At 65.1% G+C, this 18,071-nt stretch carries 16 protein-coding genes and 2 tRNA genes; 4 read left to right on the forward strand and 14 right to left on the reverse strand.

The window, feature by feature from the left end:
- Positions 1 to 551, reverse strand: a 551-nt coding sequence (locus tag Q0627_RS00480; protein ID WP_298807130.1) for an aconitase family protein, incomplete at its 3' end; no start/stop codon positions are given.
- Positions 552 to 706: 155 nt separating this feature from the next.
- On the opposite strand from Q0627_RS00480, the gene Q0627_RS00485 reads away from it, so the two are divergent.
- Positions 707 to 1,441 carry an IclR family transcriptional regulator gene (locus Q0627_RS00485; RefSeq protein ID WP_291016164.1) on the forward strand — a complete coding sequence of 245 codons (735 nt, stop codon included), beginning with the start codon at positions 707 to 709 and terminating at the stop codon, positions 1,439 to 1,441.
- 126 nt (positions 1,442 to 1,567) lie between these two features.
- Positions 1,568 to 2,542 carry a hypothetical protein gene (locus Q0627_RS00490; RefSeq protein ID WP_298807132.1) on the forward strand — a complete coding sequence of 325 codons (975 nt, stop codon included), beginning with the start codon at positions 1,568 to 1,570 and terminating at the stop codon, positions 2,540 to 2,542.
- 140 nt (positions 2,543 to 2,682) lie between these two features.
- On the opposite strand, the gene Q0627_RS00495 is transcribed toward Q0627_RS00490, so the two are convergent.
- From Q0627_RS00495 to Q0627_RS00515, 5 genes are all read right to left on the reverse strand, one after another.
- A tRNA-Glu gene (locus Q0627_RS00495) sits at positions 2,683 to 2,755 on the reverse strand.
- 151 nt (positions 2,756 to 2,906) lie between these two features.
- A tRNA-Gln gene (locus tag Q0627_RS00500) sits at positions 2,907 to 2,978 on the reverse strand.
- Positions 2,979 to 3,064: 86 nt separating this feature from the next.
- Positions 3,065 to 4,540, reverse strand: coding sequence for a glutamate--tRNA ligase (gene gltX, locus Q0627_RS00505; RefSeq protein ID WP_291016162.1), 1,476 nt, complete (start codon positions 4,538 to 4,540; stop codon positions 3,065 to 3,067).
- Positions 4,541 to 4,565: 25 nt separating this feature from the next.
- Positions 4,566 to 5,384, reverse strand: coding sequence for an alpha/beta hydrolase (locus Q0627_RS00510; protein ID WP_291016160.1), 819 nt, complete (start codon positions 5,382 to 5,384; stop codon positions 4,566 to 4,568).
- Entirely contained in the window at positions 5,381 to 6,154 is a 774-nt protein-coding gene (locus Q0627_RS00515) for a fumarylacetoacetate hydrolase family protein (RefSeq protein WP_291016158.1), read from the reverse strand. Before Q0627_RS00515 ends, Q0627_RS00510 begins: the two co-directional genes overlap by 4 nt.
- 135 nt (positions 6,155 to 6,289) lie before the next feature.
- On the opposite strand from Q0627_RS00515, the gene Q0627_RS00520 reads away from it, so the two are divergent.
- Complete coding sequence (locus Q0627_RS00520) at positions 6,290 to 7,498, forward strand: MFS transporter (protein WP_291016157.1); 1,209 nt, start codon at positions 6,290 to 6,292, stop codon at positions 7,496 to 7,498.
- Between the two features lie 382 nt (positions 7,499 to 7,880).
- On the opposite strand, the gene Q0627_RS00525 is transcribed toward Q0627_RS00520, so the two are convergent.
- Complete coding sequence (locus tag Q0627_RS00525; protein ID WP_291016155.1) at positions 7,881 to 8,891, reverse strand: 3-isopropylmalate dehydrogenase; 1,011 nt, start codon at positions 8,889 to 8,891, stop codon at positions 7,881 to 7,883.
- Positions 8,888 to 10,483 carry a phosphoglycerate dehydrogenase gene (serA, locus tag Q0627_RS00530; protein WP_291016153.1) on the reverse strand — a complete coding sequence of 532 codons (1,596 nt, stop codon included), beginning with the start codon at positions 10,481 to 10,483 and terminating at the stop codon, positions 8,888 to 8,890. The genes Q0627_RS00525 and serA overlap by 4 nt, the downstream gene beginning before the upstream one ends.
- 355 nt (positions 10,484 to 10,838) lie before the next feature.
- Between serA and Q0627_RS00535 the strand changes: the two genes are divergently transcribed.
- Complete coding sequence (locus Q0627_RS00535) at positions 10,839 to 11,507, forward strand: serine protease (protein ID WP_291016152.1); 669 nt, start codon at positions 10,839 to 10,841, stop codon at positions 11,505 to 11,507.
- 75 nt (positions 11,508 to 11,582) lie between these two features.
- Here the strand turns inward: Q0627_RS00535 and Q0627_RS00540 are convergent, their stop codons facing one another.
- The 6 genes from Q0627_RS00540 to Q0627_RS00565 form a co-directional block, all read right to left on the reverse strand.
- Positions 11,583 to 12,347 (reverse strand): hypothetical protein, encoded by a 765-nt coding sequence (locus tag Q0627_RS00540; RefSeq protein WP_291016151.1) that lies wholly within the window; start codon positions 12,345 to 12,347, stop codon positions 11,583 to 11,585.
- Entirely contained in the window at positions 12,344 to 12,808 is a 465-nt protein-coding gene (locus Q0627_RS00545) for a hypothetical protein (RefSeq protein ID WP_291016149.1), read from the reverse strand. Before Q0627_RS00545 ends, Q0627_RS00540 begins: the two co-directional genes overlap by 4 nt.
- The gene (locus tag Q0627_RS00550) at positions 12,790 to 14,076 is read right to left on the reverse strand and encodes a hypothetical protein (protein WP_291016148.1); all 1,287 of its coding nucleotides are present in this window, start codon (positions 14,074 to 14,076) and stop codon (positions 12,790 to 12,792) included. The genes Q0627_RS00545 and Q0627_RS00550 overlap by 19 nt, the downstream gene beginning before the upstream one ends.
- Positions 14,073 to 14,372, reverse strand: a complete 300-nt coding sequence (locus Q0627_RS00555; protein ID WP_291016147.1) for a hypothetical protein — start codon at positions 14,370 to 14,372, stop codon at positions 14,073 to 14,075. The genes Q0627_RS00550 and Q0627_RS00555 overlap by 4 nt, the downstream gene beginning before the upstream one ends.
- A gap of 216 nt (positions 14,373 to 14,588) precedes the next feature.
- Entirely contained in the window at positions 14,589 to 16,988 is a 2,400-nt protein-coding gene (gene ppsA / locus Q0627_RS00560; protein WP_291016145.1) for a phosphoenolpyruvate synthase, read from the reverse strand.
- A gap of 31 nt (positions 16,989 to 17,019) precedes the next feature.
- Positions 17,020 to 17,892, reverse strand: a complete 873-nt coding sequence (locus Q0627_RS00565) for a pyruvate, phosphate dikinase/phosphoenolpyruvate synthase regulator (RefSeq protein ID WP_291016144.1) — start codon at positions 17,890 to 17,892, stop codon at positions 17,020 to 17,022.
- Positions 17,893 to 18,071: the final 179 nt, after the last annotated feature.

The raw sequence follows: 18,071 nt of genomic DNA on the forward strand, positions 1-18,071 counted from the left end.
GTCTGCGTCGCCATCACGTGTTCGACCTCGGAGGTGCCGATGCCCATCGCGATGGCGCCGAAGGCCCCGTGTGTGGATGTATGGCTGTCGCCGCAGACCACCGTCATGCCGGGCTGTGTCAGACCCAGCTGCGGGCCGACGACGTGGACGATGCCCTGTTCGCGGTTGCCCATCCGGTACAGGCGAACACCGAACTCCTCGCAGTTACGGCGCAGGGTGTCGACCTGCAGGCGGGAGACCTCGTCGGCGATCGGCTTGTCGATGTCGACGGTGGGGACGTTGTGATCTTCGGTCGCGATCGTCAGGTCCACCCGGCGCAGGGGCCGGCCGGCCATCCGCAGGCCGTCGAAGGCCTGCGGGCTGGTGACCTCATGCACGAGGTGCAGGTCGATGTAGATCAGGTCCGGATTGCGGTTGCCCGCCTCGTCGACCTCGCCGTGCACCACGACATGGTCGTCCCAGACCTTCTCGGCCAGCGTCCGCGGCCTGGTCCCGGATCCACTCTGCGTCACAGGTTCGGTCTGTGATCCTTCGATTCGCTCACTGCTCATGGCTGTACTCGCATCTACTCATTCGCCAAGCCGCGCGGGGGCTGCTCCGCACGGCACTTCCGGTGACCGACGACCATCCCGATGTTCGATCCATCTCGGGCGGTCATCCGGCACCAGATTGGCAATCTCACTATTTGGACAGCTAGTATCGTCCTATGGGACAGGATAGCGCACTCGAGGTCGTCAGCGGAATCGGCGTCCTCGACAAGTCGGTCACGGTCCTGCGGGCCGTCGCCGCCACCCCGTGCAATCTCGGCGAACTGTGCGAGCACACCGGCCTGCCGCGCGCCACCGCACATCGCCTCGCCGTCGGCCTCGAAGCACATAGGTTGCTGGCGCGCAATGCATCCGGGAAATGGTATCCAGGACCGGCGCTGGGCGAGCTGGCCTCGTCGGCGCACGACCCGGTGCGCGAGGCCGCGCTGATGGTGCTACCGCGGCTGCGCGAGATCACTGGCGAATCGGTACAGATCTACCGCCGCGAAGGCACCGAGCGCGTCTGCATCGCCGCGATCGAGCCCCCCACCGGTCTGCGCGACACCGTCCCGGTGGGCACACGCTTTCCGATGAACGCCGGGTCGGCCGCCAAGGTCCTGGCCGCCTGGACCGAGGGTGCCACACAGCGAGCGCTGCTGGCCGAGAGCGTCTTCGGAGAACGAGCCCTGCACGAGATCCGGCGCCGCGGCTGGGCGCAGAGCGCGGGCGAACGTGCCGCCGGCGTCGCCAGTGTGTCCGCCCCCGTCCGCGGTTCCACCGGCGAGGTGATCGCCGCGATCTCGGTGTCGGGTCCCATCGACCGGATGGGCCGGCGGCCGGGCGCGCGGTGGGCCGCCGACCTGCTCGCCGCAGCCGACGCGATCCAGAAACGTCTGACCGCCGGCGACGCCTGAATCAACGCGGTCAGCTCAGCGCCACCGGGTAATTCACGTGGATGGTGCTCGCCGGAAATGCGTACAATTACGCACGGTCCGCATGGGAGGATCAGTGTCAACACTGATTTGAGAGGACCCACGACATTGGGCAATCCATACGACCCGACCCAGTCGGGCGACCCGCAGCAGCAGTATCCGGGCGGTCAGCAGTACCCGGGCGGCCCGCAATACCCTGGTGGCCAGCAGTATCCCGGCGGTCAGCAGTATCCGCAGGACCCACAGCAGAACTGGCCCACCCAACAGGCCCCGCAACCTCAGCAGGGCTGGCCCGCCGGCCAGGGCGGCTACGGCGCGCCGACCTCCCCGCCCCCGGCTCCCCCATCCGGTGGTGGCTCCAAGAAGATCTGGTTGCTCGGTGGCGGCGTGGCAGTATTGGCCGTGGTGGCCGTGATCGCCCTCGTCCTGGCACTGACCTCCGGCGGGGACGAGGGCGACAAGGGCAAGTCCGCACCCACCGCCGCGGCCAAGGACCTACTGCTGCCGGAGTCCGGCTTCCCGAGCGCCGCCGGCGGCGAGTTCTCCGTCTCCGACGGGAGTGGCGACGGCGATGACGACGACATCAAGGTCGACAACGAGGCGTGCAACCGCATCGTGAACGCCGAGGACAAGAACAACGGAAGTCAGAAGGCCTCCCGTGAACTCAAGATCTCCGAATCGGGTACCTCGTCGTTCTCGGAGACCACCTATGAGGCGGAACTGACCAAGCCCGTCGACAAGTCAGATCTCGACACCTTCGACGAGACCGTCTCGAACTGCACCGACTTCACCATGACCATCGACCAGGACGGCACGCCGGTCACCGCGAAGATGAAGATGAGCAAGTCGTCCATCCCCGGCGTCGACGGCAAGTACAAAGCGGCCAAGGTCACCGGCACGTTCGAGATCAGCGGCATCAAGGTGAACTTCATCATGCACGTGGTGCTCGGCGTCGAGCGTGAGGTCGGTATCGAGATCACCCACGGTCTGGTCAGCACCGGCAATCAGGCCGCGTCGGGCGTCGAGTCCGATCTGGCGTCTATGTTCAATCAGCAGCGTGAACTGATCGCCAACGCGTCCTGAACGCCTGGCCGATTCCCGACGGGGCGTCCATCCCATTGTGATGGGCGCCCCTCGTCGTCTCCGGCGAAACCTCACGAGGCGAAGAACGCGACACGAAGAAGGAGACACCCTCACCGATGTGGTGAGGGTGTCTCCTTTTGTAGCCCCGACGGGATTCGAACCCGCGCTACCGCCTTGAGAGGGCGGCGTCCTAGGCCGCTAGACGACGGGGCCCTAGAACGATTCCCTGTCAGAAACATCTCAACATCAGAAACGCTGCGTGAGACGAAGCGCTGTGTGAGAAGTTCCCTTCCGGAGAACCGGTGTATTCAGTTCTTGAACTACCGCGCACCAGACTAATACACACCGGGTGGGCGATCGCTCGCTGGGGTACCAGGACTCGAACCTAGAATGGCTGAACCAGAATCAGCTGTGTTGCCAATTACACCATACCCCAAGGTTTTACCCTCGCGGCCCCCTTCAGGGCCGAGAAGAACCTTAGCAAAGGGACCCCCCTAAACCACAAATCGGCAGGTCAAGGCCCTATTTCGCGTAGTTTTCGCGTGCTGACCGCAGCCTGGCCAGGGTCGTGTCCCGGCCCAGCAACTCCATGGACTCGAACAGCGGCGGGCTGACGGCCGACCCGGTGACACCGACTCGGACCGGACCGAACGCCTTGCGCGGTTTGAGCTCCAGACCGTCCACGAGCGCCTCCTGGAGTGCCTGCTGGATCGCGTCGGTGGTCCAGTTGGTGGATTCGAGCGCGGCGACCGCAGCATCGAGCACAGGGGCCGCGTCGGCTCCGAGGTTCCTGGCGGCCGACTTCTCGTCGATGGTGAACTCGTCGTCGGACACGTACAGGAACGACATCAGTCCCCAGGCGTCGCCGAGCACCTGGATGCGGGTCTGCACCAGGTCGGCGAGCACCGCGAACTTCGCGTCGTCGGCGTCCTCGGGCAGTAGACCGTGACCGGTGAGGTACGCCTTGAGCCGGCCGGCGAAGTCCTCCGGCGTCAGGCGCCGGATGTGTTCGGCGTTGATCGCGTCGGCCTTCTTCTGGTCGAAGCGGGCCGGGTTGGAGTTCACCTCACGCACGTCGAAGGCCTCGACCATCTCGTCGAGAGTGAAGACGTCGACGTCGGCCTTGTAGCCCCAGCCGAGAAGCGCGAGATAGTTCAGCAGACCCTCGGGCAGGAACCCGCGGTCGCGGTGGTGCAGCAGATTCGATTCGGGATCACGCTTGGATAGCTTCTTGTTGCCCTCGCCCATCACGAACGGCAGATGACCGAACTCGGGTACCCGGTCGGCGATGCCGAGCCGTATCAGCGCCTCGTACAGGGCCACCTGCCGTGGCGTCGAGGACAGCAGATCCTCACCGCGCAGTACGTGGGTGATCTTCATCATGGCGTCGTCGACGGGGTTGACGAGGGTGTAGAGCGGTTTGCCGTTGGCCCGGGTGAGCGCGAAGTCCGGGACAGTGCCCGCCTTGATGGTGGTGGTGCCGCGGACCAGGTCGTCCCACGCGATGTCGTGATCGGGCATGCGCAGGCGCACAACCGGATTGCGGCCCTCGTCGCGGTAGGCGGTGCGCTGCTCGTCAGTGAGGTCGCGGTCGAAGTTGTCGTAACCCAGCTTGGGGTCGCGGCCGGCAGCGCGGTGACGCGCCTCCACCTCCTCGGGGGTCGAGAACGCCTCGTAGGCCTCGCCCGCGTCGAGGAGCTTGCGGACGACGTCGAGGTGGATGTCGGCGCGCTCGGACTGTCGGTACGGCCCGTACGGGCCGCCCACCTCGGGGCCCTCGTCCCAGTCCAGGCCCAGCCAGCGCAGCGAATCGAGGATCGCCTCGTACGACTCCTCGCTGTCGCGGGCGGCGTCGGTGTCTTCGATGCGGAACACGAAGGTGCCCTTGTCGTGCCGGGCCTGCGCGAAGTTGAACAGCGCGGTGCGCACCATCCCCACGTGTGGGGTGCCGGTCGGCGACGGACAGAAACGAACACGAACCTGATCAGGACTGGTCATGCCGATCAGCGTATCGAATCAGGTCCTACAGACTCTTCGCGAAGTCGATCAGGAGCCTGTTCACCGCTTCCGGCTGTTCCAGGTAGCCGAAATGCCCTGCCTTCTCGACGACCTCGTAGCGCGAGCCGGGTATGGCGTCGGCGACTTCCTTGGCCAGTTTCACCGGCAGGGTGCGGTCGTCGGCGAAGCCGATGACCATCGTCGGGACGCTGATGGCGCGGTAGGCGGCAAGCCGGTTGCCGTCGTGTTCGTGAATGCCATACTGGGCGCGGACTCCGGGGGTGACCTTCTGCGGCGAGAATCCGATGATGTCGAGCCAGTCCTGGGCGTGCCGGTCGTCGTCGAAGGTGTGCGGCGACAGGTTGAGATGGGCGGTGATGGCGGCCTCGTAGTCGGGCGGCAAGGTGATGCCGTTGTCGTAGAGGGCGCGTTCGCCGGCCGAGATCGCCCGCTGAAGTGGAGTATTGCGGCCATATGTGGCGATCATCACCGCACCACGGACGACGTCGGGCCGGGCGAGGGCCAGTTCCTGGGTGATGTGCGCACCGAGGGAGGTGCCGACGACGATCGCGGGACCGTCGCCGAGATGCTCGATGAGTCCGGCGGTGTCGGCGACCATGTCATCGATGGTGAATCCCTGGGGGCATTCGGAGCTGGGAGCGATGCCGCGGTTGTCGAAGAGTGCGACCCGGAATCCCGCTTTGACGAGGGCGGGTTGCTGGTTGGCCTTCCAGACGCGGCCCGGGCTGCCGGTGCCCATCACCATCACGACCAGGGGGCCGGTGCCGGTTACCTCGTAGGAGATGTCGATGCCGTTGATACGGGCGATTTCGGGTTTCTTCATGCTTTGTCCATCACAGGGTTGGAGAGTGTGCCGAGGCCGGAGATCGTGACCGAGACCCGTTGGCCTGCCGTCATCGGACCCACGCCTTCGGGGGTTCCGGTGAGGATGACGTCGCCGGGTAGCAGTGTCATCACCCGGGAGATCCACTCGATGATCTTGCCGATGTCGTGGATCATCAGTGAGGTTCGCGAGTGTTGTTTGGTCTCGCCGTCGAGTTGGGTCGTGAGTTCGGCGTCGGCGGGATCGAACTCGGTGTCGATCCAGGGACCGAGGGGGCAGAAGGTGTCGTAGCCCTTGCCGCGGGTCCATTGGCCGTCGGCCTGCTGGTGGTCGCGAGCGGTGACGTCGTTGGCGATGGTGTATCCGAGGATCACACTCGCCGCCTTGGCGGCCGGGACGTCCTTGCAGGGTTTGCCGATGACGACGGCGAGCTCGCCCTCGTAGTCCACGCGTTGCGATGAGGGCGGACGCACGATGGACACTTCCGGCCCGATGATCGACGTGTTGGGTTTGATGAAGATCACGGGATCGGCGGGCGCTTCGCCGCCCATCTCGGCCGCGTGTGCGGCGTAGTTCTTACCGATGCAGATCACTTTGGAAGCCAGGATCGGCGCGAGCAGGCGAACGTCGGCCAGTGGCCAGGTGCGTCCGGTGAAGGTGGGTGTGCCGAAGGGATGTTCGGCGATCTCCTTGGCGACGAGTACACCGTCCTGCTCCTCGATGGAGACGAATGCCACGCCGTCGGGGCTGGCGATACGACCTAAACGCATGCGAGCAGACTAGCCGACGGCTCGGACATCACACCTACCCCGGCCTGACCCATCCGGCCGAGAGTATTAGAATGTGGACGTTGTATCTCATAATTTGAGACCATTCAGCCCAGCGAAGTCCGGGAGGTTGCGGCTATGCACGAAGACATCGGTGCCACACAACGGTGGGTGATGCTGGTGTGCTCGATGATCGCCGCGATGACCACGACCTGTGTCGTCAGTGGTGTGCCGTATCTCATCCCGACCCTGCACTCCGACGAGGGCTTCTCCCTCACCACGGCGTCGGTGATCGCCACCGTCCCCACCATCGGGCTGATGATCGCGATCATCCCGTGGGGCGTGTTGCTCGATCGCTACGGCGAACGCCTGGTGCTGACGGTGTCATTGTCGGGCACGCTGGTGGCGGCGGTCGCCACCGCCGCAGCGGCCCTCGGCGGCGCACCGACCCCGGCGCTGGCGATGTGCCTGTTTCTGGGCGGGTTGTCCTCCGGCGCGGCCAACGGCGCGAGCGGGCGGATCGTCGTCGGCTGGTTTCCGGCCGATCAGCGCGGCACCGCGATGGGATTCCGGCAGATGGCGCAGCCGCTCGGAATGGGTTTATGCGCCTTGACGATGCCGGTGCTGGCCGCGCGATCCGGTGTCGGCGTCGCGCTGCTGGTTCCGGTTACGGTCACGGCGATCGGCTTGGCCTGCTGCATCTTCGGGATCAAGGACCCGCCGCTGAGGACCGAGACACCGGTCTCCGCCGACGCAATATCAGCCGCTCCCAAGCGTCTGGAAAACCCTTACCGGACAAGCAATTTCCTGGCGCGTGTGCACGCGGTCAGTGTGGCACTGGTGATTCCGCAGTCGATGCTGTGGACGTTCGTCCCTACGTGGCTGATCGTCGACCGCGGCTGGGCACCGGCTGCCGCCGGAACGTTGATCACCGCAACACAGATCGTGGGCGCGCTGGGCAGGATCGGGGCAGGGCGACTGTCGGATGTGATGGGCTCGCGAATGCGTCCGATCCGACTCATCGCGATCACCGCAGGTCTCGCCACAGGTGTGCTGGCGCTTCTCGACGCCGTCGGATCGCCTGTCGCGGTGGTGATCATGGTGATCGCGTCGGTGGCGTCCGTCGCCGACAACGGCCTGGCCTTCACCGCGATCGCCGAATACGCCGGTCCCCGTTGGAGTGGCCGCGGCCTCGGAATCCAGAACACCGCACAGCATCTCGCGACCGCCGCCACCACCCCGCTGATCGGTTCGGCGGTCACGCACCTCGGATTTGCCGTCGCCTTCGGCCTGACCGCCCTCGCCCCGCTGATCGCCCTCCCCCTGATCCCCCGCGACGCCACGTAAGGGGCAGCTGCAAAGCGTTGAGAGCCTGGCGTCACCGGACCCTTCGAGACGCGTCGGCTCGCAAGCTCGCGCGACGCCCTCAGGGATCAAGAATTATGGTCACGACCAGCCAATTTGCCCCGAGACCAAAGCAACAAAACAAGCGCCCAAACATCTCGCCCCCGAGACCAAAGCAACGAAGGAGCGGCCAAACATCTTCATCCCCGAGACCAAGGCGACAAAGGAGCGGCAAACATCTTGATCCCTGAGGCCGTTGCGACGAACGAGCGAGGGACCCGTTGGGTCCGGTGACCTTTCGGCGCCTGACGTGCGCACCTCGAAACCTGGTGAGACGACGATGTCCGCGACCGCCGGAAGACGGTCGCGGACATCGCAGTCGGTGTCAGACGCGGGCGAGGATGCGATCCCCGATCGTGGTGGTGCCGAGTTTCTCGTCACCACGCTCGGCCACATCGGCGGCCACCGCCGCCTCGATACGCGCGGCGTCGTCGTCGCGACCGAGATGACGGAACAACAGAGCCACCGACAGGATGGCGGCCGTGGGGTCGGCCTTGCCCTGGCCGGCGATGTCGGGTGCGCTGCCGTGCACCGGCTCGAACATCGACGGATTGGTGCCGGTGGCGTCGATATTGCCCGACGCGGCCAGCCCGATACCGCCGGTCACAGCCGCGGCGAGGTCGGTGATGATGTCGCCGAACAGGTTGTCGGTGACGATCACATCGAACCGCGACGGATCGGTGACCAGGTAGATGGTGGCGGCGTCGACGTGGCAGTAGTCGGTTGCCACGTCGGGGTATTCCGCACCCACCTCTTCCACGGTCCGCGCCCACATCGATCCGGCGAACGTCAGGACGTTGGTCTTGTGCACCAGCGTCAGCTTCTTGCTCCGGGCCTGTGCGCGGGCGAACGCGTCGCGCACCACCCGTTCGATACCGAACCTGGTGTTGACGCTGACCTCGGTGGCCACCTCGTGCGGGGTGCCGACGCGGATCGAACCGCCGTTGCCGGTGTACGGCCCCTCGGTGCCCTCCCGGACTACGACGAAGTCGATCTTCGGGTTACCCGCCAGCGGCGACCGCACACCGTCCAGCAGGACCGACGGCCGCAGGTTGACGTGATGGTCCATCGCAAACCGCAGCTTGAGCAGGAAACCACGTTCGAGAACCCCCGACGGCACCGACGGATCGCCGATCGCACCGAGCAGGATCGCGTCGTGTTCACGCAGCGATGCCAGATCGGCGTCGGTGAGCAGTTCACCGGTCGCGTGGTAGCGGCGTGCGCCGAAATCGTAGTCGGTGGTGGTCAGCTCGGGTTCGAGCTTGCGGGCCACCCGCAGCGCCTGGTCGATGACCTCGGGTCCGATGCCGTCGCCTGCGATCACAGCCAGTTTCATGCCAGGTCCACCAGCTCGATCAGGGTGGCGCCGACGGCGCCGCGGACCTCGGCCAGCAGGTCGTCGCCGATCTCGCGATCGACGCGCAGGATCAGGGTCGCACCGTCGCCCTCGACGTCCTGCGATAGCGCGGCGGCCAGGATGTCGACGCCCGAATTGCCCAGCAGGGTGCCGACCTTGCCCAGCGAACCCGGCTGATCGGTGTAGCTGACGATAAGGTTCAGGCCCTCGGCGCGCAGGTCGATGTTGCGGCCGTTGATGTTGACGATCTTCTGCACCAGCCGGGGTTCGGTGAGCGTGCCTGCCACGTTGGCGACCGATCCGTCGGCGAACACCGCCTTGACGTCGACGACGCTGCGATGGTTGGGGCTTTCGGTGGCGGTGGTGACCTCACTGGTCACCCCGCGCGCCTGCGCCACGGCCGGGGCGTTGACGAAGGTGATGGGCTCGTCGAGGACGGCCGAGAATAGGCCACGCAGCGCCGACAGGCCCAGCACGTCGACATTGCCGGCGGCGAGCTCACCGAGCACCTCGACGTTAATCGAGGTGGGCACCTCGGTGCTGATGGCACCGATGAGCACACCGAGCTTGCGGGCCACCTCCAGCCAGGGTGCGACCTCTTCGTCGACGGCTCCGCCGGTGATGTTCACGGCATCGGGCACGAAGTGTCCCGCCAGGGCCAGGCGCACGCTCTTGGCGACGTCGGTACCGGCCCGGTCCTGCGCCTCGCTGGTGGAGGCACCCAGGTGCGGGGTGACGACGACCTGCGGCAGGTCGAAGAGCGGTGAATCGGTGCACGGTTCGGTGTTGAACACGTCCAGACCGGCCGCGCGGACCTGGCCGGAGTTGATGGCGTCGGCCAGGGCCTGCTCGTCGACGAGGCCGCCGCGGGCGGCGTTGACGATGACCACACCCTTCTTGGTGCGGGCCAACTGCTCGGCACCGATGAGGCCGAGCGTCTCGGGAGTCTTGGGCAGGTGCACGGTGACGAAGTCGGCCCGTTCGAGCAGTTCGTCGAGGCTGACCAGTTCGATGCCCAGCTGCGCGGCCCGCGCGGCCGACACGTAAGGGTCGTAGGCAATGATGTGGGTCTCGAACGCGGCCAGTCGGGCTGCGACCAGCTGGCCGATACGGCCCAGGCCGACGACGCCGACGGTCTTGTCGAAGATCTCGACACCGTTGAACGACGACCGCTTCCAGGTGTGCTCACGCAGCGTGGCGTCGGCGGCCGGGATCTGGCGGGATGCGGCCATCAGCAGCGCGATGGCGTGCTCGGCGGCGGTGTGGATGTTGGAGGTGGGCGCGTTGACGACCATCACGCCGCGTGCGGTGGCGGCGGGCACGTCGACGTTGTCCAGACCCACGCCGGCGCGGGCGATGATCTTGAGGTTCTTGCCGGCCTCAAGCACCTCCGCGTCGACCGTGGTGGCCGACCGCACGAGGATCGCGTCGGCGTCGACGACGGCCTCGAGCAGCTTGGGGCGGTCGGGGCCGTCCACCCAGCGGACCTCGACACCGTCGCCGAGAGCCTCGACGGTCGAGGGGGCCAGTTTGTCGGCGATCAAGACGACCGGACGTCCTGCTGAGGTCACAGTTCTCTTCTCCAGTATTCGGTATGGAATCCACCCCGGCACCGCGGTGCCGACCGGGCGGATCGGTAGGTGCGCACCCGCTAGCTTAGAGGTCGCCGAAATGCGCGAGACCAGCGGATCTGCCGCACGTGGAGTCTCGACACGTCGGTGTGTACATTGTGGTCGGTGTTACATGCCGTAAGGTCTGTGCACTATTGGGACTTTTCCGACCCGATCGCGGGCGAACAGACCATGCCGGAACCATACAGACCTGATCGGGAGCCCCTTGGGCCACAACGACCAGGCGACATGAACTCCGGGAGTATCCGCTACCGATGGTCGGTGGTGCGCACGAGACGACGAAGCGGGAGCGCGCATGGCGCAGAGACTGACAGCACTGGTGGCTGCACTGGCCACCACGGTGCTGGCAGGCTGGGGGGCAGGCGCGGCCGAGGCTGCACCGGCGAAGATCCCCCTCGGCGGCGGATCGGGCATCTACGTGATGAAGACCAAGGACATGGCGTCCTCGTGCACGCTCACCACGATCGGCCGCGCCAAGAAGACCAACAAGCTCATCGGCATCACGGCCGGCCATTGTGGTGTCCGTGGTCAGTACGTCCTGTCGGAGAGGTACACCGACCGCGGTGTCGCGGGTGTCGTCACCTACACGGCCGACGACCTCGACATCGCCGTGATCGAGTTCAACGAGAAGCTGGTCCGCCCCTTGCGCACGGTTCAGGGAGTGACCATCAATGGATTCGACACCCGGCCCCTGTCATTCCCCACGATCGCATGCAAGCAGGGCCGTACCACCGGCAACACGTGCGGTATCGCCTGGTTCTCCAAGGGTCACGAACACTACAGCCAGCTGTGCATCGTCGAAGGCGACTCCGGCTCCCCTGTCGTCGTCGGTGACCGCCTCGCCGGAATGGTCAACGCCTACTACACATTCGGCTGCATCGGCACCGAAACCGGCACCAACATAGGCCCCATCCTCAAGCGGCTGGCGGCGCTGCCCTCATACCGGGGTTTCACACCGATCTGATATCACAAACCCCACCGATGGCCCCCGGCGAGGACACTATTGCGATGCCGGGGCCTATCGGTGGGGTTTGTGACGTCACACATGACGGCAAGGGGTTTCGATGAACGATCCGTCCCGGAGCCGGCGAAGCACTCGCACGTCCCCGAGTTCGTCACGCAGAGACGGATGACGCGCGTAGAAGTCGAGGAGCCAGAACGCGGCCGGTGATCCGGTCGCCAGATGATCGACCTCGAACCTCGTGGCCGCCGGCCCGAATCCCAGAGCAACACGCGTTCTTCCGGCAGTGCGTCGGCACGGCACGGCCTCGGTGATCTCACCCCAGTCGATGTGTATCGGTCTGCTTTCCAATGGACGCGCCACGACTCCGCGTGTCGAGACCACCAGAACATCACGCGAACCGAGCCGCAATATGCGAACCAGTTGGTGGATTCCGCCGACCACACCGACGAGCCCCATGCCATACATTTCCGGGTCGTAGTCGATGAGTCCGTACACCTGGAAAAGGACCATCACTGCCGCTGCGGCGATACCGGATATACCGGTCGCCAAGTGCAGGCTCCACAACCTGGCGTCCACAGATATGGCCAATGCTCCATCGACAACTCGCACGCCATCGCCACTCACCCGTTTCGCAACGGCCAGCGACCGGCCTCTCCAAGCCGCGGCCACCATAAGAGCAAAAATCGTCGAGAACGTGCCCAAGAGAATAAAATCGTATATCCCACAGCGTAGACCGAGAAATATCGCGAGAGAAAACAGACACACCGGCAACAGGACCTGAATCACCGTCAACCCGCGGAAGTTCTTTCTCCACCGATACGGAATCGGATAGTTCGTCACAACCACACCAGCCTCAGCGACAGCTCGTCCGTAGACAGATCCGGGAGATCGCGATATCTCCCCGAACCACGAGTCAACCGATACTTGAAATCATCCATTTCGCGTCGAAAATCGATCCGCACCTCATGAACTATGGTACTGTACTCCGCGTCCGGAATCCGGCCTGCGTACCACTCGCATCCCCGTTCCTCGTACCAGCGCTCCACCTCGGTACGCGTACGTCTATCGACCTCGGCTTCGGCAACTCGAGGATCGAGGTGGAATAGGGCGTAGTCGTCCGATTGCCACTGCCTGGGCAGCGGAACAATCTCAGCGGCAAGTGCACTGTCATCGAGCTCGACGATCTCCCGCATGACCTCGACCCGAATATCAGGTGCATGCACCATTTCACGGATAACATTCAGATACTCGTCGGGCAGCCATTGTGATGACAAACCCGTTTTCAACCTGAGCACAGCCAAGGCGCGACCTTCCCCCCGAGATACGTTCCCGCACTGCCACCTGCCATGGACTTCCAGAAGGTGCTCCAACCGTCGGGCAAGAACATAGCGCCAAGAGCGGCACCCATCGCTCCTCCCGAGCCCTTCACGCCGGCTTCGCAGGATTCATAGTAGTTATCTGCCGACGCCACATAGTAGAGCGTCGACATCACGGTAACCGTGGCACTTGCCATGTCCACACCGGCAGCCAGACGTCCGGCTTGATTCGAGTCAAGGAAAGGAACCCTGCCGTTTCGTAGTGACTCCGCTGTTTGGTCGAGCTGTGGTGTCCCCGAATAGAATGTCGACGTCGTGGCGTCCATAATCTCATTGAGCTCGGCGACGACAAGGTTCTTCTCGTCCACGCGGGCGACCGCGTCCTGCCCCGGCTTCTTGGTGACGATGACCGGAGCACGACCGGTACGCTGCAAGGTGGTGACCACAGTTCCGTCCGATTCCTTGACCGAACCGGATACCAGGTCCCCTTTGGGACTGTAGAGATCGAACGAGACAGGGCGCTTGCCATCGTCGGCGGCGGTGTACACCTGACGACTGCCGTCGAGCATCCGCAATTCGGTGATCACTTTGTCGCCGTCCCGGGAGGTCTCCTTGTCGACGACGGTTCCGAACATATGCCTTTCCAGTACCTGCTGTTGCTTCTTACGTTCGTCGGCATCGTAGGGCGCGTCAGTGACATTCTGCGGAACGCCCGGAACATTTCGCGCGGGTAGGTCTATCCCCAGCCAGGAGCTGTTCGTATTGCGACGTACGGATCCGGCGAACTCGTTGTCGGCCCTGCCGAGTTTGCCCAGGTGCGAGTTCAGTTGATCCTGAAATCCTCGGGCCGCCAACGCCATCAGCTTGGCCCGGTCCGGCGTCATCTTCTCCGCCCGGACCAGAATCTGCCATTCGTCGGTGACGTACAGCGGACCCTTCTCGATCACCGCGACGAGCCGGTCGATGTTGATCCGCTCGGCGGCGATCTCGCTGCCGTAGGTCTTGAAATCGTTGCTGACACTCGTACCGATGTCGGCGACGCAGTCGGCCAGGAAACCGACCCTGTCGGCCACACCCGCTGCGGCCCGCTGAGAATCACCGTCCCAGGCATCGTTGTGCGTCAAGGACGCGATCTGCTGACCGACGCGGTCTCCGGCGACGCTGATCGCCTTTCCGTCGATGCGGAACGACTCGCCGAGTTCCGCGAGTTCGGTTGTGCGCCAGGTGGCGAGCACGCTGCGCGCCGGGATCATCGCTTCGGCGAGATCTTGCTCAGCGCCGACGACAGACCTTGATCGGTCGCCTCGTATTCCCCTGCAGCATTGCGCACCGCGTCGGCCATCGATTCGTAACACCCGGCGACCATTCTGATCACCCGCTCAACCTCGGAGACACCGCCCGAGGCCATGAACGCCGTACGCGATCCCGGCAGACACGCGCACAGTTCTTCGATCCTGTCCGGAAGCGTTGAGCGTCTGATGAAATCCGCTGTCGTGTCGACGGTTTCGGCATACTGCCGCAAGATCGCCGGATCGACCAATACCCCCATGAATCCCCCTCGACCACTACGACCGTGGCTGTCCCCCGCGCCCCCGTACTGAGGCACATGCCGGACAGACTAGGACACACTGAAAGGTATGGTCCACTCCACTATCCACAGGCCGCGCCGGATCACAAACACCCCGTACCGGGTGACGCGGGGTGTTCGGAGGTCAAAACACCCGGGAGACATACCTCGGGGGCATGTCTTCCGGGTAGGGGTTCGCTATTGCGCACCCGTCAGCGACAACCAGGTCTGCACCACCGTGTCGGGGGTCAGCGACATCGACTCGATGCCCTGCTCGACCAGCCACGACGCCAGATCCGGATGGTCGGACGGGCCCTGACCGCAGATGCCGACATACTTGCCGCGGCGCCGGCACGTCTCGATGACCGAGGCCAGCACCTTGAGCACAGCCGGGTTGCGTTCGTCGAAATCGTGGGCGACCAGCCCCGAATCGCGGTCGACGCCGAGGATGAGCTGGGTCATGTCGTTGGAACCGATGGAGAAGCCGTCGACCCTGTCGAGGAACTCGTCGGCAAGAAGATAGTTCACCGGGACCTCGCACATCATCACCACCTGTAGACCGTTCTCGCCGCGCTTCAGGCCATGTGAGGCCATGATCTCCAGCACATCGTCGAGTTCGGCGACGGTCCGCACGAACGGCACCATGAGCTTGACGTTGCGCAGCCCCATCTCGTCCCGGACCCGGCGCAGCGCCTCACATTCGAGCGCGAAGCAGTCCCGGAAACCCTCGGAGACATAGCGGGCCGCGCCACGGTAGCCGATCATCGGATTCTCTTCGTCGGGCTCGTAGATGTCGCCTGCGAGGAGGTTGGCGTATTCGTTGGACTTGAAGTCCGAGAGCCGCACGATAACCGGTTTCGGGTCGAACGCGGCGGCGATCGTCGATACTCCCTCTACGACTCGCCGGACGAAGAATTCGGTGGGCGACGGGTATGCGGCGGTGAGCCGGTCGACCTGCTCACGTAGTTCTGGCGCCAGCGAATCACGTTCGATGAGCGCCTTCGGATGCACCCCGATCTGCCGGTTGATGATGAACTCCATCCGCGCCAGCCCGACCCCACTGTTGGGCAGCGCAGCGAACGAGAACGCCTGGTCGGGGGTGGCGACGTTCATCATCAGTTTCACCGGTATCTCCGGCATCTCGTCCAGCGACGTCAGATGCTCCTGGAAGGGCACCAGCCCCCGGTACACGCGGCCGGTATCGCCTTCGGCGCACGAGACCGTGACCTCCTGGCCGTCGGCGAGTGCGGTTGTCGCGTCGCCGGTTCCGACGATCGCGGGTACGCCCAGTTCGCGGGCGATGATCGCGGCGTGACAGGTTCGGCCGCCGCGTTCGGTGATGATCGCGGCGGCGCGTTTCATCACCGGTTCCCAGTCCGGGTCGGTGATCGCGGCGACCAGCACATCCCCGGGCCGGACCCGGTCCATCTCCTTGATCGACCGCAGCACTCGCACCGGACCGGCACCGATCCGCTGTCCGATCGAACGACCCTCGACCAGGACGTCGGTGGCGTCGGCGGCAGCGCGATCGATCTCGAACCGCGACAAGGACCGGCCGGCCTCGCCGCGCCGGGATACCACGGTCTCCGGTCGGGCCTGGAGGATGTAGAGCCGACCGTCAAGTCCGTCGCGGCCCCATTCGATGTCCATCGGTCTGCCGTAATGCTTCTCGATCGCGATGGCGTGCCGGGCGAGTTCGGTGACCTCGTCGTCGTCGATGGAGAACCGCAACCGCTCGTCGGCGTCGACGTCCACCCAGCGGGTCGCCGATGCGATACCCGTGCCCTCCGCGTATCGCATCGCCACGGCCTTCTCGCCGACGGTGCGGGACACGATGGCATCACGTCCGCTTCGGCCCTCCTCGATGGCGGGTTTGTAGACGTAGAACTCATCCGGGTTGACCGCGCCTTGCACCACGGCCTCACCCAAACCATAAGCGGCGGTGATGAATACGGCGCGATCGAAACCAGACTCGGTGTCGACGGTGAACATGACCCCCGACGCACCGATGTCGGTGCGGACCATGCGCTGTACGCCCGCGGACAGCGCGACCTCGTCGTGGACGAAGCCGTGGTGGACGCGGTAGGCGATGGCGCGGTCGTTGTACAGGGAGGCGAACACCGACTTGACCGCTTCGAGGATGTTGTCGATGCCGCCGATGTTGAGGTATGTCTCCTGCTGGCCGGCGAACGACGCATCCGGCAGGTCCTCCGCGGTGGCACTGGACCGCACCGCCCACGTCACCTCGTCCGGGTGGGTGTCGGCGGCCACCAGCTTGTCGTAGCCGGCGCGGATATCGCGCTCGAGTGCCTCGGGGAACGGGTGGTCGAGGATAAGCCGACGTATCTGCTCACCGCGCCGGGCGAGTTCGGTGACGTCCTCGACGTCGAGGCCGGTGAGAGTATCGCGGATCTTGGCATCCAGTCCACCTTCGGCGAGAAAGTCCCGGTAGGCATCGGCGGTCGTGGCGAAACCACCCGGAACGCGCACGCCGGCGTCGGCGAGGTTGACGACCATCTCGCCGAGCGAGGCGTTCTTACCCCCGACCTGCGGAACATCGGACATACCGATTTCGGTGAACCAGAGAATCGTAGACATCGAAAGCCTTTCGAGTGGTGTGCTGGACGTGTCAGCGGTGACGCAGCTTCATCGTCGTGAGAATGACGCTGGCCATTTCTTCCACGCTCATGGCGTGGGAGTTTATGAACGGAATCCCGTTGTCCCGGTACAGGGTTTCGGCATCGCGCAATTCGGTACGGCAGCGCGCGAGACTGGCGTAGCCGCTACCCGGGCGACGCTCGCCCCGTACTTGGCTCAGGCGCTGCGGTGTGGTGGTCAGCCCGAACAACCGGTCGCGGAAGGGTGCGACCGCCTCGGGCAGCACGCCCGGCCTGTCGTCGCTGGTGAGCGGATAGTTGGCCACCCGCAGACCGTGCTGCAGGGCGAGGTACATGGCGGTGGGCGTCTTACCGCAGCGCGACGGCGCGATGATGATGAGGTCGGCGCGGTCGACGTGCCGCAGGGACTGCGCGTCGTCGTGGGTGAAGGTGTACTCCACCGCGTCGATGCGATCGTGATAGCTGTCCAGGTCGCCGACGCGGTGGTATACGGTCGCATCCCCGGTCCGGGACGTCTCGAGAACCTCTTCGAGCTGGGCCAGGTGCGGGCCGAGCAGGTCGATGATCTCCCCCGGCGCCTGCTGGAACTCCGCGGCGACATCGGCGGCGCGGACGGTCACGAACACGATGGGGTCGGCCCCGGTGGAGGTGGCATCCGGCCCAGATACGGCGGCACGGATGACGCCGACGGCACGACGAGCCGCCGCGACCGTGTCGGTGAACGGCAGGACGTGCCGCTCGAAGGAGAATTCGGGAAACTGCGCCAGCAGCGCGTTCCCGAGGGTCTCGGCGGTGATGCCGGTGTTGTCGGAGACGAAGAACACCGACCGTTGCCTCGGATTCACCACACGCCCCCTGTCGACGTTGACCGTATCGGTCAACATATCAACAGCCCGCGCCCGCTCCGTGCGGTGACCGTGGATTCATGCTCGGAGAACGCCGTCGGCCCCGCATCCGGTGGACACGGGGCCGAGGCATCGTTCAGCGAAAAGAGCTGCGGGTCAGGCAGTTTCGGTGATCGGGCGATCCACCCAGCTCATCAGGTCGCGCAGCTTCTTGCCGG

This window comes from uncultured Gordonia sp. (assembly GCF_937858515.1).
In the GTDB taxonomy this organism is placed as follows: domain Bacteria; phylum Actinomycetota; class Actinomycetes; order Mycobacteriales; family Mycobacteriaceae; genus Gordonia.